Source organism: Flavobacterium sp. TMP13 (assembly GCF_050847115.1).
GTDB lineage: Bacteria > Bacteroidota > Bacteroidia > Flavobacteriales > Flavobacteriaceae > Flavobacterium.
Genome location: NZ_CP193656.1, coordinates 1,781,811 through 1,803,688, shown reverse-complemented (window position 1 = coordinate 1,803,688; position 21,878 = coordinate 1,781,811). Strand labels below are relative to the sequence as shown.

The following is a 21,878-nucleotide window of genomic DNA, read 5'->3' as shown; positions in this document are numbered from 1 at the left end:
TTTGTAGTAAAAAAAAGCCGAAGTTTAACTACTTCGGCTTTTTTGATTTTTAACTTTTCTACTTTTAAGAAAGCACTTTTTTTAACTTAATTATTTCCTCGATACTCGGAACATCAGTTTCATCTAAAACAGCCGAAGAATGATATATATTTGGTCCTAATCTTTCTAGCAATAAATTGATATTAGTGGATCGAATGCCGCCACCTGGAATAATTTTAATTCGCGTATTAGCGATACGAATCAAATTTTCAAGAACATCAATTCCAGCGATAGCATTAACTGCACCTCCTGAAGTTAAAATAGACGAAAATCCAATTTTTATAAGTTGTTCCAATGCCTGGTGGGGGTCTGGAACATCATCAAAAGCACGATGAAAAGTACAAGGCAGTGGGTTCGCTAGTTGCACCAATTCTGCATTTTGTTTTTCGTTTACCGTTCCGTCTTCATTTAAAATTCCGAATACAAAGCCATCTGCATTTAGATTCTTAAAATCAAGAACGGCTTTTTTCATTTCATTAAGTTCGGCTTCATTGTACACAAAACTTCCACCACGTGGACGAATCATTACATACAATTCTGAGGTTGTAATTTCTCTTGCAGCTGCAACCAACATACTACTCGGACTAATTCCTCCAACAGACATATCCAAACACAATTCAATTCTATCTGCTCCGTTTTCTTGTGCAAGTACGACAGAATACAGTCCGAAGCAAGCAATCTCTAATTGATTTTTTTTCATTTGAGTAGATTTTTTGTTTGGGTATTACTCCAATATACAAAAAAACCTATTCAGATCGAATAGGTTTTAACATTACTATAGTATTTTATCTACCATTTTATGATGGCACTTGCCCAAGTAAAACCACTACCAAAAGCAGCTAAAACAACAGTGTCTCCGGATTTAATTTTTCCTTTTTCCCAAGCTTCTGTCAATGCGATAGGAATAGAGGCTGCGGTAGTATTACCATATTTCTGAATGTTGTTGTACACTTGATCATCAGAAAGTTTGAATTTATTTTGGATGAACTGCGATATTCTTAAATTCGCTTGATGCGGAATCAACATGTCAATATCAGAAACTTCTAGATTATTGGCTGCTAAAGCTTCATTAATAACCTCGGCAAAACGAACTACTGCATTTTTAAACACAAATTGTCCATTCATATACGGATAATAACTTTCGTCATTTGGGTCATTGTCTGCAATAATATCAGTTATCCAGCGACCACCCATTCCTGGAGCTTGCAAAGCCAACTCTTCAGCATGCTGCCCTTCCGAATGTAAGTGTGTTGACAAAATTCCTTTGGTCGTATCTTCTTCACGACTTAAAACTGCTGCTCCTGCTCCATCACCAAAAATAACAGAAACGCCACGTCCACGAGTCGTCATGTCTAATCCGGTCGAATGAACTTCAGAACCAATCACCAAAATGTTTTTATACATTCCAGTCTTTATATATTGATCTGCTACTGAAATCGCATAGATAAAACCCGAACACTGATTTCTCACGTCCAAAGCTCCCACTGTGCGCAATCCTAAATCACGTTGTACCAAAACTCCTGGTCCTGGAAAATAATAATCTGGACTTAAAGTAGCAAAAACAACAAAATCTATATCATCTTTCGCAATTCCAGCACGTTCGATCGCAATTTCTGCTGCTTTTACGCCCATCGAGGTGGTCGTGTCTTCTCCACGTACAATGTACCTGCGTTCTTGTATGCCTGTTCGCTCCTGAATCCACTCATCATTAGTGTCTATTACCTTTGACAAATCGTCATTAGTTACCACATTGGAAGGAACATAATACCCTAAACCTGCTATTTTCGAATGATACATATTCTATTTTATTCGTTAAGAAATTGGATTGCAAATTTAAACATCTTTTAAAAAGCAAAGACACAATTTAGTGTTTTTTTCGAAATTACAGATTTAATGTTTACAAAATTATTAAAATGATATATTTGGTTTTCAATTATTTTTCTGCGCAATTCTTAAACAGCAGATTAAAAGACGTTTATTAAAATTTTATTTTACCAATTGCTATTAAACTTTATTGAACTAATTTAGTCCAATATAATCAAAAGCTAAACCCAACTGTTTATGAAATTAAAATCAACCTTGCTGTTTTTTGTTACAACCATTTTTGCTGGCTATGCGCAAGAAAATGTAACCTATCAAAAACCACCGCAATCTATCCTAGCGCTCGCAGATTTCGAAAGAGCGCCGTCTGCTAGTATGGATTCTAAAAAAGAGTACATGCTTTTATCTTACAGAAGCACTTATAAAACATTAGAAGACTTGAGTCAAGATGAATTGCGTTTAGGTGGTTTACGCATCAACCCCATTACCAATATTTCGAACACGGTAACGTATATGAACAATCTTAAAATCAAAAAAATAAAAGATTCAAAAGATGTTCAAGTAAGTGGTTTACCCGAAAATCCCAAGATCACGTATTTAACTTGGGCTCCAAACGAGACAAAGATTGCTTTTACCAATACTACTGCGGCCGGAGTTGAACTTTGGGTTATTGATGTTGCTACTGCAAAAGCAACTCGATTGACCGATGCAACTGTCAACGCGAATTTAGGAAATCCGATAAATTGGTTTACTGATAACGAATCTATTTTAGTTACGATATTGCCGAAAAACAAACCTTCTTTATTAGACAATAAGAAAGATTTACCAAAAGGACCGATTGTTTCTAATTCTGATGGTGCTAAATCACAAAACAGAACGTATCCTGACTTATTAAAAAACAAAATAGATGAGGCTAACTTTGAAAGTATTGCTACGTCTGAATTGTACAAAGTAAGTTTAAATGGACAGTCAACTTTGTTTAAAAATGCAGCAATGTATACCGACGAAAGCTTTTCTCCTGACGGAAAATATGTTTTGTTGACTACGCTAAAAAAACCGTTTTCGTATATCGTTCCTTTAAATCGTTTTCCACAAACTAGTAGCGTGTACGATATTGCCGGAAATGAAATTAAAACCGTTAACGAAGTGCCTTTAAATGAAATTATGCCGAAAGGATTTTCTTCGGTACGTAAAGGAAAAAGGAACATGAATTGGCGTGCAGACAAACCTGCTACTTTGTATTTTGTAGAAGCGTTGGATGAAGGTGATTCAGCTAAAAAAGCAGAATATAGAGACGAGGTATTTGTTTGGGATGCTCCTTTTACTGCCACTCCAACTGCACTAGTAAAAACGCAACAACGTTACGCAGGAATTATTTGGGGTAACGAAACCAATGCGATTTTGTTTGATTCTTGGTATGACACTCGTAACACCAAAACGTACGTAATCAATCCGTCGAAACCAGGAGAAACGCCAAAAATAATTTCGGATAGAAATTCACAAGATGTATATTCCGATCCAGGATCTTTCGAAACTAGAAAAAATCAATTTAATAGAAAAACATTAGCGATTGAAAACAACAAAGCTTTTTTAATTGGAGATGGACTTACGCAAAAAGGACAATTTCCTTTTATTGATGAGTTGGATTTAAATTCCTTAAAGACAAACCGAATCTATACCTCAACTTATACTGACAAAAAAGAAAGTTTATTATCTATAGAAGATTTTAAAAAAGGAGAAGTTTTGGTACAAATTCAATCTAAAAGTGATTATCCAAACTATTACTTTAGAAACATCAAACAAAAAAACAAACTAACGCAAATAACTCATTTTGCAAATCCGTTTGAGAGTATTAAAAATGTATACAAAGAAGTAATTAAATACAAAAGAAAAGACGGTGTGGAGTTGTCTGGAACCTTGTATTTACCGGTTGGTTATGATCGTGCAAAAAAAGAAAAATTACCCTTATTAATTTGGGCTTATCCAACAGAATATAAAGACAAAAATTCTGCTGGCCAAGTTACTTCAAATCCAAACGAATTTACTTTTCCAAGTTATGGCTCTTTTATTTACTGGGTCACTCGCGGTTATGTTGTTTTAGATGATGCTGCTTTTCCAATTGTGGGAGAAGGAACCACAGAGCCAAACGATACTTTTATCGAGCAGTTGGTTGACAATGCTTCGGCAGCAATTAATGCTGTTGATGCGCTAGGGTATATTGATACTAAAAAAGTAGCCATTGGAGGACACTCGTATGGTGCTTTTATGACTGCTAATTTGTTGACGCATTCTAAACTTTTTGCCTGCGGAATTGCGCGCAGTGGGGCATACAACAGAACCTTAACTCCATTTGGTTTTCAGAGAGAACAACGTAATTACTGGGAAGTTCCTGCAATTTATAACGAAATGTCTCCGTTTATGAATGCAGAAAAAATGAAAACACCACTTCTTTTGGTACACGGTGAAGCGGACAATAATCCTGGTACGTTTACTTTGCAAACAGAGCGTTATTTCCAAGCTTTAAACGGACTTGGAGCACCAGCACGTATGGTAATTTTACCTAAAGAAAGTCATGGTTACGCTGCCAAAGACAATATTTTACATTTACTGTGGGAAGAAGATCAATTTTTAGAAAAATACCTAAAAAACTAACCTGCACTTACACTTAAAAAAAGCCATAAACACTTTACAGCGTTTATGGCTTTTCTTTTTTTTACAGATAATTCAATCCGATAAAAAAAGATTCGTCTATTGGTAAGTCGATTTCACTTTCAAAGAAAATAAGTTGTCTTTTATACAATGATTCAATCAAGTAATGGCTACCTCTAAAATAGGATTTTCTAATTTTTACTTGCAAGTTAGATTCCGAAACCATCTCAAATTGATGCGGGTACACTAACGTTTTATGGTTTTCATCTTCGTAAGGAAGCAATAAGTGTGTCGCAATTTCATTTACTTCGCCAAACAATGACGCTACATATTTTGAAGTTGGATTTTCATAAATTTCTATTGGATTGCCTTTGATCAAGACTTCTCCATGACGCATCACAATTGCTTCATCAGAAAATGATAAGGCATCAGTGCTGTCGTGTGTAGCAATAATACAAGTAATTTGTTTTTGCTTCAAGTAGCGAAATAAGTTACGACGCAACGAGTTTTTTCTGAAAGCATCAATCTGACTGAAGGGCTCGTCTAGCAAAATTACTTCTGGCTCCAAAGCCAATACTCTAACCAAAGCGACACGTTGTTGTTGACCACCACTCAAATACTTCGCTTGCACATGGGCAAACTGGTCCATCTCTACCATTTCCAATAACTCTTGAATGCGCAATTTTTTCATATTTGCAAAACCATTCGAAAGAAATTTACCCACATTTTCGGCTACGGTTTCATACAACGATAAGTCAAAGTCTTGAGCCAAATATTTCATGTACGACATTCCTGGAACTAAATTATACTTAGGCCCTAAAATGGCTTTTTCATCATAAGAAATTGATCCTTCATCAACATCATACAAACCATAAATAAGCTTTAATAAAGTACTTTTTCCGCAACCACTTTCTCCGATGATGGAAATATTTTGTCCCTTTTCAATCGTAAAAGAAATATTTTTTAAAACTGGACTATCGGTGTACGTGAACGAAATATTTTTAACTGCTAACATGCTACTATTTTGAATTGCAAAATTACAATCTTTAATTTAATTTTTGGACCATAAAAAAAGCTGTTTCTATAAGTAGAAACAGCTTTTTGTGTAATGTAGGAACAGTGAAAATTATTTCGCTGCTTCTGTTTTAGCATCTTGTACCATTTTATCATTTGCTGTAATAGCAAACTCTACTCTACGGTTTTGACCTCTACCATCTGCAGTATCATTACTAGCAATTGGATCAGCAATTCCTAAACCTTCAGATTTAAAACGACTAGAAGATAATCCCTTAGAAACTAAATATGTTTTTACTGCTTGAGCTCTTTGTTTAGATAAGTTTAAATTATATTCCGCTTTACCAGTGTTATCTGTGTATCCAAAAAGTTGAATATCAGTATCACCATATTCTTTAAAAACAGGAATTAATTTATCTAAATTTGCTTTAGCTTGAGTAGTTAAAGATGATTTGTTAGTATCAAAACGAACAGCATCTTCTTTAAGAATTAAGTGAATTCCTTCACCAACTCTTTCTACATTAGCTCCAGGCAATGCTTGATCAATTTCACGAGCTTGTTTGTCCATTTTGTTACCAATCAACGCTCCAGTTCCACCACCAACAGCAGCTCCAATTGCAGCTCCCAAAGCAGTGTTTCCACCTTTACCAAGATTGTTACCCAAAATTCCACCAATTACCGCACCAGCAGCAACTCCAATTCCAGCACCTTTTTGAGTGTTATTTGCATTTTTTACTGAATCGCAACTTACAAATAAACCACTAAAAATCATTAATGCGCTTAAACCTAATATCTTAATATTTTTCATCTTTGTCTTTATTTAAATTAATTTCTTTGAAATTGGTACGTTACGCTTTTTGCTTGCCCACCAACGGTAATTTGGTCGATCAACTGAAAAGAATTTTCTGTTTGATTGGCTACAGTTAATAGGTAACCTGTTTTAACTTTTTTAGATTTTAATCCTTCATCTAAAACTTTCAATACAAATAAACCTTGTTTGTTAATACTCCAAACAATTGCAGATTCGTATCCAGTACAATCAGCTGCATTTAAACTAACCGATCCTTTATTATTATTCGAAATAAATTTCCAGTTACTTCCAACGAAACATTTTGAGTCAGCAATATCGAAAGAAGTTACTTTAATGTATTCTGAACCAGGAAAGCTTACACTAGTTAAAATCCAGTTTCCTTTAATTGCAACTTGAGATGACTTATCTAATTTTGTAGAAAGTGCATTTGGGTCTGCAGACTTGCATGCAAATAACGAAAGCGCTATCATGCATATAAAAATAATTTTTTTCATTGTTATGGTATTTTATAATTAATACTCCTACAAAGGTACATTGCAAATAATTTGATTTTGTTTAAAAATTATTTTTTTTTGTTTCAAAATTAACACCTCCGACAATTTGTCATTTACAATTACATTGGTATTCTATTTGACTAGATGAGAATCATCAAGTTAAACTTAAATTTTAAAAAATATGACAACAGGTAAAATTAATGTTTCAGTAGAAAACATCTTTCCCTTAATCAAAAAATTCTTATATAGTGATCACGAAATCTTCTTACGTGAGCTAATTTCGAATGGAACTGATGCTACTCTAAAGCTCAAACACCTTATAAGCATAGGTGAAGCTAAAGTAGAATTTGGAAATCCGTTTATTGAAATCAAGGTAGATAAAGAAGGTAAAAAGATCCACATTATCGATCAAGGTTTGGGAATGACTTCGGATGAGGTTGAAAAATACATTAATCAAGTTGCTTTTTCTGGAGCCGAAGAGTTCTTAGACAAATACAAAGATTCTGCTAAAGATTCTGGAATTATTGGCCATTTTGGACTCGGTTTCTACTCTGCCTTTATGGTTGCAGAAAAGGTAGAAATCATTACTAAATCATACAAAGATGAGCCAGCAGCACATTGGACTTGCGATGGTAGCCCAGAATTCACTTTGGAACCAGCTGACAAAACTTCACGCGGAACAGAAATTATTCTTCATGTTGCCGAAGACTCTTTGGACTTTTTAGAAGATTCTAAAATTGCAGGTTTATTGAATAAATACAATAAGTTTATGCCTATTCCGATTAAATTTGGAACAAAAACAGAAACACTTCCAAAGCCAGAAGATGCTCCTGAAGATTACGTAAATGAAACGGTTGAAATTGACAATTTCATCAACAACCCAAATCCAGCTTGGACGAAGCAACCAACTGAATTATCTGATGAAGATTACAAATCATTCTATAGAGAATTGTATCCAATGCAATTTGAAGATCCGTTGTTTCACATTCACCTAAATGTAGATTACCCATTTAACTTAACCGGAATTTTATATTTTCCTAAGTTAGGTTCTGATTTGCAAATTCAAAAAGACAAAATTCAGTTATACCAAAACCAAGTTTACGTTACTGATAATGTAGAAGGAATTGTACCTGAATTTTTAACGATGTTAAAAGGAGTGATTGATTCACCAGATATTCCGTTGAACGTTTCTCGTTCTGGATTACAAGCAGATGGTGCGGTTAAGAAAATCTCAAACTACATTACTCGTAAAGTTGCAGATAAACTAAAAGCGTTATTCAATGAAAATCGTGCTGATTTTGAAGCAAAATGGAACGATATTAAAATAGTTCTAGAATACGGAATGTTGTCTGAAGATAAATTCTACGAAAAAGCAGGTGCATTCGTTTTATACCCGACGGTAGACGACACCTACTTTACTTTAGAAGAATTAAAAGAAAAAATCAAAGACAATCAAACCAATAAGGACGGTAAAATTGTTATTTTATATGCTGGTAATAAAGACGCACAGCACTCTTATATTGAAACAGCAAAAGACAAAGGATACCAAGTACTGTTGTTAGATTCTCCGATTATCTCGCATTTAATTCAAAAAATTGAAGGCGACAATCCAGATATTACTTTTGTTCGTGTTGATTCTGATCATGTGGGTAACTTGATCAAAAAAGACGAAGAAACAATTTCTAAATTATCAGAAGAAGAAAAAGGAAATTTAAAAACTTCTTTAGAAGCTTATATTCCAAAAGCATATACCGTGCAATTGGAAGCAATGGACAGCCAAGCAGCTCCTTTTATCATAACGCAACCTGAATTTATGCGTAGAATGAAAGAGATGAGTCAATCTGGCGGTGGCGGAATGTTCGGAATGGGAAACATGCCCGAAATGTACAATTTGGTTGTAAATACCAATTCTGATTTGGCTTCAAACATTTTAAATACCGAAGACAAAACACACCAAGAGCACTTAGTTAAACAAGCGCTTGACTTGGCTAAATTATCGCAAAACTTACTAAAAGGAGAGGCACTAACTGCTTTTGTAAAACGTAGTTTTGAAATGATTAAATAAGTTTATCCAACTTTATCACTATTAAATCCTGTAAGATTAAATCTTACAGGATTTTTTTTTGAATCAAGTAGGCTAAAAGATATTTTAGAAAACTAAAATTTTATAAAAATTTCAATCCGTTAAACAAGTAGAAATGGCTTATCTTTGCACGCATTTAAAATAAAAAAAAATGGCTAAAACGAATGTTTTAAAAGGAGTTTTTCTTGTAGCAATCGGCGCTTCAAGCTACGGAATGTTAGCAACTTTTGTACGAATGGCTTATGATGAAAATTATACAACTGCCGAAGTTACGACTGCTCAATTTGTTTTAGGAATTACTGGATTATTGCTAATCAATTTATTTCAAAAAATAAAAAATAAAAATACAGGACGAAAAGCAAGTCCAAAAAATATTTTTCATTTGATGCTCGCAGGGACATCAATGGGAATGACCAGTTTATTTTACTACTTGGCCGTACGATACATTCCGGTTTCTATCGGAATTGTGATGCTAATGCAAACGGTTTGGATGGGTGTTTTATTAGAATATTTCTTGGATAAAAAGCTGCCTTCCAAACAAAAAGTACTTGCCGTGGTCATAGTTTTAATTGGAACTGCTTTGGCGACAAACATTCTTCAAAACGAAGTCATTCTGGATTGGCGCGGTTTAGTGTTCGGGATTTTTGCAGCCGCTTCTTTTACCACCACTATGTTTACAGCCAACCGAGTTGCAACCGAAATTTCTTCGGCACAACGTAGCTTATTCATGCTATTAGGTGGTGCTGTAATTGTTTTTACTTTTGCTGCTGTTACACAAATCAGCCCTTTTAATTTAGAGATTTTTGCAAAATGGGGAATCATTCTAGCTTTATTCGGAACCATTATTCCGCCAATGTTAATGAATGCGGGTTTTCCATTAACCGGAATTGGGCTAGGAAGTATTGTTTCGGCATTAGAATTACCAATATCGGTATTGATGGCCTACATTTTACTAAATGAACAAGTGGTCTTTTTACAATGGCTGGGCATAGTTTTAATAATTCTTGCTATTGTTTTAATGAATATTCGTTTAAAGTCATCTTGATATTAAAGCTACAAGAGGTAAAGAAATTTAACCCCGTCGTAAAATACTGTTGCTATTTTTGCTAAATTCGTAGTAAACCTTTTATTATGAATTTACCTTGGCATCTCTATTTAATGGCTCTAATTTATATAATTGCAGGATTAAATCATTTTAGAAACCCGAGAATGTACCTAAAAATCATTCCGTCGTACCTACCCAATCCAAAATTATTAAATCGTCTTAGCGGATTTGCTGAAATTATTTTAGGAATTTTGTTAGCGGTACCTGCTACTACAACTTATTCAGCTTGGGGAATTATAGCGCTTTTAATTGCTGTTTTTCCGGCCAATCTATTTATGGTTCAAGAGCAAAGAGCAAGTTTTGGTTTACCTAAGTGGGTCTTATTGTTGCGTTTGCCGTTGCAAGTTCTTTTAATGTGGTGGGCGTTTCTATATACGTAGTTTTAAAACTATTTTAAAGAAGCACTTATCGCAAATTTGTTTGTCTAATCGCTTAAAATGGTAGTTGTATGAATGAGCTTGTATCCTATTTCAGCACGATTTCTTCATTGCACCGCAGCTTAATTTTAGTGGGTGGCATTACTGTTTTTTGGTTAATCGAAAACAACTTTCCTTTATTTCAGCTGCAGTATCACAAATGGAAACACGCTAAAATCAATTTCTTTCTTACGTTTACTACTATTCTAATTAATTTTGTTTTAGCATTTATATTACTTCAAACTGCCGATTGGACGATAGCCCATCAATTCGGAATTTTACAGTGGCTTCCTGAAATGTCACTTTTACTTTATACCATTATCGGCCTTTTACTTCTTGATTTAATCGGTGCTTACTTGGCTCATTTAGTTGAACATAAGATAAAATTCTTGTGGCGCTTTCACATTATTCACCATACGGACACTTGGATAGACACTACGACTGCTAACAGACACCATCCCGGAGAAAGTGTAATTCGATTTGCCTTTACTGCTTTAGGTGTCTTAATCGTGGGCAGCCCGATGTGGTTGGTTTTCTTGTATCAATCTTTGTCGGTAGTGGCTTCACAATTTAATCATGCCAATATAAACATGCCTAAAAAGCTAGATAAACTATTAAGCTACTGTATCGTTTCTCCCAACATGCACAAAATTCACCATCATTATGTCTTACCTTATACCGACAGTAACTATGGAAATATTTTTTCGATTTGGGATCGATTATTTGGCACATTTACCTATTTACCAACCGACAAAATAATTTACGGAGTAGATACCCATATGCTAGAAAGCGAGCATAATAATCTCGGAAAGTTATTAGAAATTCCGCTAAAAAAACAACGCACGGCACTACCTATTAAAAAAGAATAAAAAAAAGGTGTTTAAGCTGTGAAGTGATTATTATTTTTATTAATATTGGTATGTAAATTGAAAATCAATATATTAATCATTAAACACAAATTTGAATTAATTTTCACGTGATGAAAAAGAGTAACCGAAAAGAATTGAATTGGGACGAAACAGAGAAGGTAGTAGCTTTAGCTCTAGAAGAGAAAAATCCATTTGAAATCATAAAAAAACAATTTGGACTTTCTGACACAGAAATTCTCGAGATTATGAAAAAGAAGATGCCCGCTGAAAAATTTGAGATGTGGAAGAAAAAAGCGCTCGGAAGCAAACCAAAACCAAAACCTGTAAAAATTGATGATTTTGACGAGGATTTGGATGGTAAGTATTATATAAAAAACAAATTCGACTAATAATTTACAAAGCTCCTATTCAGGAGCTTTGTTCTTTTTATAACTAATAGGATGTAACAAAAAACGGTGTTACAAGACCAATTGCAAAACCAACTTATATTTATGAAAAAAATTGTTCTAACACTCGCCCTTTCGTTATCGCTATTGAGTTGTAAAACAGCTGCTGTCTCTACCGCTGGCAAAACCTCCAAAATCGTACAGGTTCACCTCAACTTAAACGATGTTATTGCAGATAAAGTTGCCGTAACCGTCACTCCTCCAAAAATAACGACAGAAGAAATTACGTTCAGTATCCCTAAAATAGTCCCAGGAACCTATTCTGAAGATAACTATGGAAGATACATTGATGATTTAAAAGCATTTGATGCTAAAGGAAATTTGCTTGGAGTTACAAAAACAGATGAAAACAATTGGATTATCAAAAACGCCAAAGTCTTATCTAAAATAACTTACCTAGTAAATGACACTTTTGACACTGAAAAAGGACAAGGTTTTGGGAAAGACGATGTGTTTTCTCCTGCTGGAACCAATATTTTAGCCAACGCAAATTTTGTAGTGAATACTCACGGCTTTATTGGCTATTTACAAGGCAAATTGGATAATCCGTATAAGGTTACAATTACTCACCCTGAAACACTTTGGGGAGCAACATCTATGACAGATGAAGACGCAAGCAATACGATTGACGTTTTTACTACTACTCGATACGCCGATTTGGTAGAGAATCCAATTATGTATTCGAAACCTGATTACACATCTTTTGATGTCAATGGAATGAATATTCAAATTGCTGTGTATTCTCCAACCGGAAAAATTACTGCGGAAAGTATCACGCCAGAAATGAAAACAATGATGACGGCGCAAAAAAACTTTTTGGGTTCTATTGATGCTACAAAAAAGTACAGCGTCTTATTGTATTTATCGACCACAAAAGCAGACGACGCTAAAGGTTTTGGCGCTTTAGAACACCCAACGTCGACGACTGTTGTTTTACCCGAAATGATGCCACAAGAAGAATTACTAAAGTCATTAAAGGACATTGTTTCGCATGAATTTTTTCATATCGTAACGCCATTAACTATTCATTCGAAAGAAATTCATGACTTTGATTACAATGCTCCAAAAATGTCAGAGCATTTATGGATGTACGAAGGTGTAACCGAATATTTTGCAAATCTATTTCAAATCAACCAAGGATTAATTACCGATGATGATTTTTACGGTCGCATGGCCGAAAAAGTAGAGCAAGCAAATGCAATGAACGACACGATGTCGTTTACCACAATGAGTAAAAATGTACTAGAGCAACCCTATAAAGATCAATATTTAAACGTTTATCAAAAAGGTGCTTTAATTGGGATGTGCATTGATCTTATTATTAGAGAAAAAAGTAATGGCAAAAAAGGCATTCTAGATTTGATGCATCAATTATCTAAGGAATATGGAGTTCACAAAGCCTTTAATGATGCTGATCTGTTTGCAAAAATCACAGAATTAACCTATCCTGAAGTAGGAGAATTTTTAAAGGCACATGTTTCTGGAACAACTCCAATTGCATACGATACTTACTTTGCAAAAGTCGGCGTTACTCCATCAGTAATCAAGAAACCAGGAAATGTATTTTTGAAAGGCCAAAAGCCATACATTACTATAAACCCGCAAACCAAAGCAATAATGGTGATTCCTGCAATCGAACTGAATGACTTTTTCACGAACTTAGATTTAAAAGGAGGTGACGAAATTTTAGTAATTAATGATGTTACCTATTCTTTAGAAAATATTTATGATTTAATAACTATCAGTCAAACTTGGAAAGAAAACGACCCGATTACTGTAAAAATTATTCGAAATAAAAAAGAACAGACGATCAAAGGAAAAGTAAAATTACCTTATGAGAACAGCGGCAGCTACAAAGCAACCGATAACAGTAAAAATGCATTGCGTGAGGCGTGGTTAAAAGGCTAAAAATAACGCTTATTGACAAAATACCGAACTAAAAATAGTTCGGTATTTTTTTTATAAAATCAGTTGCGCAAATAGTTTCTTTTCAACAATTTTCTCTATTTTGCACGAAATTTAAAAAGACAATGAAAAAAACTATTATTGCATTGGTATCTGTAATACTCTTAGCTTCGTGCAGCAAAACACCTTCAAAAGACAACTTGCACTTGACAGGTGACATTAAAGGATTAAAAAAAGGAACGTTGTATATTCAACGTGTAATCGATACTAATTTAGTGATCATCGACAGTATTTTAATTGATGGAGATTCTCGTTTTGAAGCCAATCTTGATTTAAAATCACCAGAAATGCTGTACTTGTTTTTAGATCGAGGAGTAACTAACTCAATGGATAATAATCTTTTGTTTTTTGCTGAACCAGGCGAAATGAAAATCGAAACCAATTTGGATGGATTTTTAACGAACGCAAAAATTACGGGTTCAAAAAATCAAGAACTATATGAAGAGTACAAGAAAATGAATTCTCGTTTTAATGACGAAAGTTTGACATTAGTAGAACAAAAGTTTAAAGCGATTAAATACCAGGGACAAAATGTAGTTGACAGCTTAACTGCTAGACAGCAATCAAATATTAAACGTAAATATTTATACGCGACAAACTTTGCCATAAACAACGCCAGTCACGAAATTGCACCTTATATTGCTTTATCTGAGATTTACGACATCAACATTAAGTATTTAGATACCATTCAAAAATCAATGGCACCAAAGGTCGCAGAATCGCTTTACGGTAAAAAATTAACCGAATATATTAAAGAGATCAAAAAGCAGGAATAATACTTTTATAAAACTTATTTAAAAGACGTACTACAGTTGTAATACGTCTTTTTTTTTGAGGCCAATTTGGCATAAAAATCAGGCATAAAAAAAACCATCATATCTCTATGATGGTTTTTAAACTCTGAGCCGGCGGAGGGACTCGAACCCACGACCTGCTGATTACAAATCAGCTGCTCTAGCCAACTGAGCTACGCTGGCGACTCATTACGGGTGCAAATATAAGCGGGAATTTCGTTTTTCCAAAATAAATTTACACTTTTTTATCGTTTTTTTTAATTACAATTCGTTGATTTTAGCAATCAATTGATTTGCAGTTTGTTCCAATTCAACATTGATTTGTTTGAAGTGAACTTTTTTATTTTCTACGTGTTTTTGATTCACTTTTGTGATCAAACTATCAAAAGAAGCGATAGCTTCATCAATGATAGCGTTCGTTTCTGGAGTAGGATTTCCTGAAGTTGATACTTCGAACAAGTAAACTGCTTCAATAATATCTGCTAATACAAAATTGATATCTTTCTTTAAATTCTTAACGTTTGCCATTTTTATCTTTATTAAATTTCGACTGCAAAAGTACACATAATCTTTCTATTACTGACTATGAAATGTAAATTTCTAAAATTGAAGCATTTCCACTGATACCAAACTCATTAAGAGCTGCTGGAATTAGTACGGTATCCCCTTTTTTATAGGATAGCTTTTGTCCTTCAAATTCTATTTCAAAAGATCCTTCGACACACATATAAACGGTAAAGGAAGCTCCGTCCTTTTTTACATTGATTTTATTTTTTAAAGGAATAAAGTTGGTGGTAAAATAAGGACAATCAACCATAGTATTCGATTGATCAATGGTGGTGGTGTATTCTTTCTTCGTTTCTACCTTATTATAGTTAATTGCATCCAAAGCCAACTCTACATGTAATTCTCTAGTATTTCCGTTGGCATCTTTACGATCAAAATCATACAAACGATACGTAATGTCTGAAGTTTGCTGAATTTCGGCAATGACCAAACCAGCCCCAATAGCGTGAACTGTTCCTGTTTCTAAAAAGAAAACATCACCTACATTAACTGTTACACTATCTAAAAGAGAGAGCAATGTCTTGTTTTCTAAATTTTCGACATACTCTTCTTTACTTGAATTTTCTTTAAATCCAACAATAATACGAGCATCTTTGTCTGCTTGCATGACGTACCACATTTCAGTTTTACCAAAAGAGTTGTGTCGCTTTTTTGCCAGTTCATCATTTGGATGCACTTGAATCGAAAGATCCTCTCGAGCATCTAAAAATTTAAATAATAAGGGAAATTGTTTTCCGAATTTTGCATGAACAGCAGTTCCCAAAATTTCATTAGGAAACTCTTCGATAACAGCACTTAATGACTTCCCTGCAAAAGAACCTTGTTTCACCACACTAACGTCTCCTTCTACCGTAGATAATTCCCAACTTTCCCCAGTAATTTTTGAAGTAATTGGTTTATTAAATAGTGTTTTTAATTTTTCTCCGCCCCAAATTCGTTCTTTTAAAATGGGATGAAATTGTAAGGGATAAAAGGTATTGCTCATGATATTTATTTTTTACAAATTAGAAAAAAAATATTCTAAAAATGTGGTACTATTTTCTATAATTACGATACAAATTCGGTAAGTGTTTCTAAAGCTTTCTCGATATGTTTAGAAGCATTCATGCTATCAAATACCATAACAATCACTCCATTCTTATCCACAATATACGTCACTCGACCCGGAATTAACCCGAATAAATGATCGCGAACTCCAAATAACTTGCGAATGTCTTTACTTTTATCAGACAATAAAATAAAAGGCAGTTCGTACTTTTTTGCAAATTTTTTATGTGACTTTGCACTATCACTGCTGATACCAATTACTTCTACTCCTAAATCTTTAAAGTCTTCGTATTGATCTCTAAATCCGCAGGCTTCTGTTGTACATCCTGGCGTGTTGTCTTTAGGGTAAAAATAAATTACCAATGGTTTTCGCCCCACTACGCTTTTACTTTCAAAGACATCTCCGTGATTGTCTTTTGCGCTAAAGTTGGGTATTATATCTCCTATTTTCAATGACATCTATTCTCCTTTATAGGTTACAAAATTCCGTTCTGTCTCATATAAGACGATTTCTAAATCAAAATCGGCTCGTAATCTTTTTTTTATTTTATTCCAAATCACAACTGCAATATATTCGGCTGTTGGATTCAAATTTTCAAATTCGGGTACATCTAAGTTTAGATTTTTGTGATCAAAAGGAAGTTCGACTTCCTCATATATTATGTTCGCTAAATCTTTAACATCTATAACAAATCCAGTTTCGACATCAATTTCACCGGTAACACTAGCGGTCAGTTGGTAATTGTGTCCATGAAAATTAGGATTGTTACATTTTCCAAAAACAGCATCATTCTTCTCAAAAGACCAATCTTTTCGATAGAGTCTGTGTGCTGCATTAAAATGGGCTTTTCGTGATATAGTAACTCTCATATCTGGGATTTAAATAGTGTGATCTTCTAAAAAATGATAAAATTTATCAAAAATAATCTTGAACCAGATGGTATATTTTTGCGGATTTGTAACCATATCTGATTTAATATCTTCAATTTTCATCCATTTCCAAGCCTCTACTTCTTCTGGATTAATCTTTGGTTCCTCATTGCAATAGCCAATCATTACATGGTCTAATTCATGTTCGGTTAAACCATTGTCAAAGGGTGCTTTGTAGATAAAATGAAATAACTCTTTTAAATCGGCGGTAAAACCCATTTCTTCATCGAGTCTTCTGGTTCCTGCTTGGATATTGGATTCTCCTTCACGTTGATGACTGCAACACGTATTGGTCCAAAGCAAGGGCGAATGATACTTATGAGCGGCTCTTTGCTGCAACATGATTTCTTTTTTATCATTCAAAATAAATACCGAAAATGCACGATGCAATACTGCTTTTTCGTGCGCTTCTAATTTTGGCATCAATCCGATTGGTTCATCATTGGTATTAACAAGGATTACTTTTTCTTCTGTCATAGATCATAATTGTTACTAACAAAAATACGAAAAAAGAACCATTTATAAAGGCTATATAAAGTTTGTGATAAGTTTAACTAAGGCGTTAATACTCAAATTTATACCTTTACATGACTGAAAAACAGTGTTGTTTTTTAGTGATCTAAGAATAGTATAAAAACCAAAACTTCTTTTTTGACGTATATAAAAGAAACATAAAAACTTTGCTGTTTGGACTGTAAGTTAATCCAACAAATTACAATGATATCCAAAAAATATAAGCGACCGCAAACGAAAAAATCCTAGTAATTATGAAAACAAAATCGATCCTTTTTAACTTTCTATTTATTATTCCGCTTTTTGTACTACAAGCGTGCGGACAAAATAATCAGACAAAAAAAACAACAATGATGGAAAATAAAATGGAGAAACAAAACAATCCCTATTATTCAAATACTGACACCAAAAAACTGAATGTAACTGATGCCGAATGGAAAAAAGTTTTATCCGATGACATTTATGCCGTAATGCGAGAAGCTGACACCGAACGTCCTTTTACGGGCAAGTATTGGAACGCAGATGTAAAGGGAACATATTATTGCGCGTCTTGTGGAAATTTGCTTTTTAAATCTGGTGCTAAATTTGCAAGTAGTTGCGGCTGGCCAAGCTTCTTTGAGCAAGAAAACAAGAAAAGTGTAATTTACAAACAAGATAATTCCTTAGGTATGGAACGAACCGAAGCCCTTTGCGGCAGATGCGAAGGACATTTAGGACATTTGTTTAATGATGGCCCACCTCCAACAGGAAAAAGATATTGTATGAATTCGATTGCCTTGGACTTTGTACCCGATACTAAATAAAAGAAAAATGAAAAAACTATTTTTACTCGGTCTTTTAGCGCTATCTGTTAGTGCTTGTGGCCAAAAATCGAAAGAATTAAAAATAAGTCCAAAAGGAGCGAACTTAGAAACAATAACGCTTGGCGGTGGCTGCTATTGGTGCGTCGAAGCTGTTTATGAACAATTAAATGGCGTGCAATCTGTGGTTTCTGGTTTTTCAGGAGGACAGAAAGCAAACCCGACTTACGATGAAGTGTGCACAGGAAGAACGGGTCATGCCGAAGTCATACAAATTACGTACGACAAAACGGTAACCAATATTAATGAAATTTTTAAAGTGTTTTTTACCGTTCATGATCCAACTACACTGAACAGACAAGGCGGAGATGTAGGAACTCAATACCGTTCTGTGATTTTCTACAACAGTCCGAGCCAGAAAAAAGCAGCGGAAAGCATTATTGCTGAATTGAATGCAGCCAAAGTATATTCCGATCCGATTGTTACTGAAATAGCGCCGATTGGAAAATTTTATGTAGCCGAAGATTACCATCAGGATTATTATAAAAACAATAAAAGTCAGCCCTATTGTAAAATGGTAATTCAGCCAAAATTAGATAAGTTTGAAAAGGTTTTTAAAGATAAAATGAAGAAGTCTTAAAGTGAAAAGGAGCTGAAACTAAAAATTTCAACTCCTTTTTTTATAATATTAAAACTAAATTTTATTTCGAAGTGCTTCAGCAATCATTAGGGCACATTTTTCACCATCGATAGCAGCCGAAATAATTCCGCCAGCATAACCCGCCCCTTCTCCGCAAGGATACAATCCTTTAATTTGAAGATGTTCGTAGGTGAAATTATCTCTCGGAATTCGCACTGGAGAAGATGTTCTGCTCTCGGGCGCATGTAAAATTGCTTCGTTAGTCAGGTACCCACGCATAGACTTACCAAATTCGGTAAAACCTTCTCTTAAAATTTGAGATAAAAACCCAGGGAAAACTCCTCCCATTTCTACTGAAGTGGTGCCTGGAACATATGATGTTTTTGGAATGTCGGCTGAAACTTTATGTTGCGTAAAATCAACCATTCGTTGTGCGGGCGCTTTTTGGGTTTCACCAGCCAAATGCCATGCCTTTTGCTCAATGCTTTTTTGAAATTCCATTCCGGCCAAGGCCCCATGTTTTTCAAATGGTTTAAAATCTTCTAATTTTAATTCGATTACAATTCCAGAATTCGCTGTGGGTTGATCGCGTTTGGAAGGCGACCATCCGTTCGTAACTATCTCTCCTGGACTTGTCGCACAAGGCGCAATTACACCGCCGGGACACATACAAAAAGAATACATACCACGACCACCCACTTGTTTTACAATTGAGTAAGGCGCTGGCGGTAAATGGTCTCCTCGATAATCGCAACTGTACTGTATTTGATCGATTAACGATTGCGGATGCTCTGCACGAACACCCAAAGCAAAGGCCTTTGCTTCTATTAAAATTTTCTTTCTATCTAATAATTCAAAAATATCACGGGCTGAATGTCCAGTCGCCAAAATTAATTTATTGGCTGCGATAGTTGTTCCATCTTGAATAAGCACTCCTTGCACTTCATTATCTTTTAATAGAATATCTATTACGCGAGTATCAAACAACACTTGTCCTCCAAATTCCTTGATCTTCTCTCGAACGTCTTCAATTATTTGCGGCAATTTATTGGTTCCAATGTGCGGATGCGCATCTACCAAAATATCTGGAGTGGCACCAAAAGCAACTAACAACTCTAAAATTCGAGTGACATCTCCGCGCTTTTTGGAACGTGTGTATAGTTTACCATCCGAATAGGTCCCTGCTCCTCCTTCGCCGAAACAGTAATTTGAATCTTCGTTCACGATGTGATCACGATTAATTGCTTTTAGATCGCGACGACGACCACGAACGTCTTTTCCTCTTTCAATTAATATGGGTTTCAATCCTAACTCTATTAATTGCAAAGCGGCAAAAAGTCCCGCAGGCCCAGCGCCTACAACAAGTACTTCTTGCGCATTAGAGACATCTTTATAAATTGGTAATTCAATTGTTTGCGCAACAAATGATTCCCCTTTCATAAAAACACTTACTTTTAAATTGAATTTGACTGCTTTTTGACGCGCATCAATAGATCTTTTTAAAATACTAACATGTTGAATATCGGCAGCGGCTATCTTTAATTCTTTAGACAACTGCTCTTTAAGCATCGATTCATTGGCGGCAGTTTCTGGAGAAACCTGTAATAAAAGTTCTTTTGGCATGATGCAAAGTTAGAAAAAACCAAAGCATTTACATATTGTTTTTTCGAGTCTGTAAAAACAAAGCCTTTTTCATTTTGTATTGCTTTACAAATGCAAATTGAAAATCATGAAGCTCTATAAACACAGAAGACATAGTCTAATATTCTGTTTTAATTTTACATTAAAGAAAATAAAAGTTTTACGACCTAAAGGATTTCATAAGTAGTACTAATTTCATTTTTAAAACCAGTATACATTCAATAACTAACTAGCTCCTTCTTTAAAAAACACAGCAAATAAATTTTAAAAAATAGTTTAACTTGCCCAAAAATAAAAAATGAAACAATTCTCCCTCTATAATGTATTGTTTATTCTTTTACTAACAACTGCAATCTCAACAATGAACGCACAAATAAAAACAATTCCTTTATGGGAAAATGCTATTCCAAATAGCATCGAAAATAAAGATTATGTAGAAAAACACGAATCAGAAAACGGAACTCTAAAAAGTGCTCGATTGGTGTCGATTCCGACTTTATCAATTTATATTCCCAAACAAGAAATTGCCAATGGAACTGCAGTTCTAATTTTTCCTGGTGGCGGTTACTCTCATTTAGCGATAGACAAAGAAGGTTTTAAAGTGGCCGAATGGTTAAATACTTTAGGCATTACTGCTTTTGTTTTAAAATACCGTTTGCCTAGTAACGTGATCATGACTGACAAAACTGTCGCACCATTACAAGATGCACAAGAAGCCATGCGTTACATTCGTAGCAAGGCTATTGAATTACACCTTAATCCTGAAAAAATAGGAATAGTGGGTTTTTCCGCTGGCGGTCATCTTGCTGCCACTTTAGCAACTCATTTTGCTGATTCTGTTTGTCATACTACAAACAAAATAAGTGCACGACCTGATTTTTCGCTCTTGATTTATCCCGTAATTTCTATGAATAAAGAAACTACGCACTTAGGCTGCAGAGTAAATCTATTAGGAAAATCGCCTTCTGAAGAAATGGTGAAAAAATATTCAGGAGAGTTGCAAGTTACCAAGGACACGCCGCCCGCATTTTTGGTTCACGCCACAGATGACAATGCAGTTCCCGTAGAAAATAGCATCAATTATTACTTGGCTTTAAAGAAAAATAACATTCCAGCAGAAATACACATATACGAAAAAGGAGGCCACGGTTTTGGCTTAGGCGTTCAAGACACTAGCAAATACTGGACACAAGCTTGCGAAGCATGGCTAAAAAGCAATCATTTTAGCAAGTAA

The 21,878-nt window shown here is 34.6% G+C and carries 22 protein-coding genes and 1 tRNA gene; 11 read left to right on the top strand and 12 right to left on the bottom strand.

Annotation, left to right across the window (positions count from 1 at the left end; genetic code table 11):
• Window positions 1-64: 64 nt before the first annotated feature.
• Entirely contained in the window at window positions 65-739 is a 675-nt protein-coding gene (locus ACRASX_RS07925; protein WP_432223012.1) for a copper homeostasis protein CutC, read from the bottom strand.
• Between the two features lie 89 nt (window positions 740-828).
• Window positions 829-1,836: a 3-oxoacyl-ACP synthase III family protein gene (locus ACRASX_RS07920; protein ID WP_432223011.1), complete on the bottom strand. Its 1,008-nt coding sequence runs from the start codon at window positions 1,834-1,836 to the stop codon at window positions 829-831.
• A 264-nt stretch (window positions 1,837-2,100) separates the two neighbouring features.
• Here ACRASX_RS07920 and ACRASX_RS07915 point away from each other — a divergent pair, with 264 nt between their 5' ends.
• Complete coding sequence (locus ACRASX_RS07915) at window positions 2,101-4,512, top strand: prolyl oligopeptidase family serine peptidase (protein WP_432223010.1); 2,412 nt, start codon at window positions 2,101-2,103, stop codon at window positions 4,510-4,512.
• A gap of 61 nt (window positions 4,513-4,573) precedes the next feature.
• Here ACRASX_RS07915 and ACRASX_RS07910 read toward each other — a convergent pair whose 3' ends face one another.
• From ACRASX_RS07910 to ACRASX_RS07900, 3 genes are all read right to left on the bottom strand, one after another.
• Window positions 4,574-5,524: an ABC transporter ATP-binding protein gene (locus tag ACRASX_RS07910; protein ID WP_432223009.1), complete on the bottom strand. Its 951-nt coding sequence runs from the start codon at window positions 5,522-5,524 to the stop codon at window positions 4,574-4,576.
• Window positions 5,525-5,635: 111 nt separating this feature from the next.
• A complete protein-coding gene (locus ACRASX_RS07905; RefSeq protein WP_066306669.1) occupies window positions 5,636-6,331 on the bottom strand; it encodes an OmpA family protein in 696 nt (231 codons plus the stop codon).
• A 17-nt stretch (window positions 6,332-6,348) separates the two neighbouring features.
• Complete coding sequence (locus tag ACRASX_RS07900) at window positions 6,349-6,828, bottom strand: hypothetical protein (RefSeq protein WP_432223008.1); 480 nt, start codon at window positions 6,826-6,828, stop codon at window positions 6,349-6,351.
• 181 nt (window positions 6,829-7,009) lie between these two features.
• Between ACRASX_RS07900 and htpG the strand changes: the two genes are divergently transcribed.
• The 7 genes from htpG to ACRASX_RS07865 all read left to right on the top strand — a co-directional run bounded on the left by htpG (window position 7,010) and on the right by ACRASX_RS07865 (window position 14,488).
• Window positions 7,010-8,893, top strand: a complete 1,884-nt coding sequence (gene htpG / locus ACRASX_RS07895; RefSeq protein ID WP_432223007.1) for a molecular chaperone HtpG — start codon at window positions 7,010-7,012, stop codon at window positions 8,891-8,893.
• Between the two features lie 169 nt (window positions 8,894-9,062).
• Window positions 9,063-9,956 carry an EamA family transporter gene (locus ACRASX_RS07890; RefSeq protein ID WP_432223006.1) on the top strand — a complete coding sequence of 298 codons (894 nt, stop codon included), beginning with the start codon at window positions 9,063-9,065 and terminating at the stop codon, window positions 9,954-9,956.
• Between the two features lie 86 nt (window positions 9,957-10,042).
• A complete protein-coding gene (locus tag ACRASX_RS07885; protein ID WP_066306660.1) occupies window positions 10,043-10,396 on the top strand; it encodes a DoxX family protein in 354 nt (117 codons plus the stop codon).
• A 68-nt stretch (window positions 10,397-10,464) separates the two neighbouring features.
• Entirely contained in the window at window positions 10,465-11,301 is an 837-nt protein-coding gene (locus ACRASX_RS07880; protein WP_432223005.1) for a sterol desaturase family protein, read from the top strand.
• 110 nt (window positions 11,302-11,411) lie between these two features.
• Window positions 11,412-11,690, top strand: coding sequence for a DUF2805 domain-containing protein (locus ACRASX_RS07875; RefSeq protein WP_066306656.1), 279 nt, complete (start codon window positions 11,412-11,414; stop codon window positions 11,688-11,690).
• 102 nt (window positions 11,691-11,792) lie between these two features.
• Window positions 11,793-13,655 carry a peptidase M61 gene (locus tag ACRASX_RS07870; protein WP_066306654.1) on the top strand — a complete coding sequence of 621 codons (1,863 nt, stop codon included), beginning with the start codon at window positions 11,793-11,795 and terminating at the stop codon, window positions 13,653-13,655.
• Window positions 13,656-13,777: 122 nt separating this feature from the next.
• Window positions 13,778-14,488: a DUF4369 domain-containing protein gene (locus ACRASX_RS07865; RefSeq protein ID WP_066306651.1), complete on the top strand. Its 711-nt coding sequence runs from the start codon at window positions 13,778-13,780 to the stop codon at window positions 14,486-14,488.
• Between the two features lie 127 nt (window positions 14,489-14,615).
• Here the strand turns inward: ACRASX_RS07865 and ACRASX_RS07860 are convergent.
• The 6 genes from ACRASX_RS07860 to idi form a co-directional block, all read right to left on the bottom strand.
• Window positions 14,616-14,689: transfer RNA gene (locus ACRASX_RS07860), tRNA-Thr, on the bottom strand.
• Window positions 14,690-14,767: 78 nt separating this feature from the next.
• Entirely contained in the window at window positions 14,768-15,034 is a 267-nt protein-coding gene (locus ACRASX_RS07855; protein ID WP_066306648.1) for a hypothetical protein, read from the bottom strand.
• A gap of 55 nt (window positions 15,035-15,089) precedes the next feature.
• Window positions 15,090-16,058, bottom strand: a complete 969-nt coding sequence (locus ACRASX_RS07850) for a type I phosphomannose isomerase catalytic subunit (RefSeq protein WP_432223004.1) — start codon at window positions 16,056-16,058, stop codon at window positions 15,090-15,092.
• A 62-nt stretch (window positions 16,059-16,120) separates the two neighbouring features.
• Window positions 16,121-16,579, bottom strand: coding sequence for a peroxiredoxin (locus ACRASX_RS07845; protein ID WP_066306644.1), 459 nt, complete (start codon window positions 16,577-16,579; stop codon window positions 16,121-16,123).
• Complete coding sequence (locus ACRASX_RS07840; RefSeq protein ID WP_432223003.1) at window positions 16,580-16,990, bottom strand: 6-carboxytetrahydropterin synthase; 411 nt, start codon at window positions 16,988-16,990, stop codon at window positions 16,580-16,582. It lies immediately after the preceding gene.
• Between the two features lie 9 nt (window positions 16,991-16,999).
• Entirely contained in the window at window positions 17,000-17,527 is a 528-nt protein-coding gene (gene idi / locus ACRASX_RS07835) for an isopentenyl-diphosphate Delta-isomerase (protein WP_066306639.1), read from the bottom strand.
• Between the two features lie 290 nt (window positions 17,528-17,817).
• On the opposite strand from idi, the gene msrB reads away from it, so the two are divergent.
• The gene (gene msrB / locus ACRASX_RS07830; protein ID WP_432223002.1) at window positions 17,818-18,366 is read left to right on the top strand and encodes a peptide-methionine (R)-S-oxide reductase MsrB; all 549 of its coding nucleotides are present in this window, start codon (window positions 17,818-17,820) and stop codon (window positions 18,364-18,366) included.
• Window positions 18,367-18,373: 7 nt separating this feature from the next.
• Window positions 18,374-19,003, top strand: a complete 630-nt coding sequence (gene msrA, locus ACRASX_RS07825) for a peptide-methionine (S)-S-oxide reductase MsrA (RefSeq protein WP_432223001.1) — start codon at window positions 18,374-18,376, stop codon at window positions 19,001-19,003.
• A 54-nt stretch (window positions 19,004-19,057) separates the two neighbouring features.
• Here msrA and ACRASX_RS07820 read toward each other — a convergent pair whose 3' ends face one another.
• Entirely contained in the window at window positions 19,058-20,626 is a 1,569-nt protein-coding gene (locus tag ACRASX_RS07820; protein WP_432223000.1) for an NAD(P)/FAD-dependent oxidoreductase, read from the bottom strand.
• Window positions 20,627-20,942: 316 nt separating this feature from the next.
• Between ACRASX_RS07820 and ACRASX_RS07815 the strand changes: the two genes are divergently transcribed.
• A complete protein-coding gene (locus ACRASX_RS07815; protein WP_432222999.1) occupies window positions 20,943-21,878 on the top strand; it encodes an alpha/beta hydrolase in 936 nt (311 codons plus the stop codon).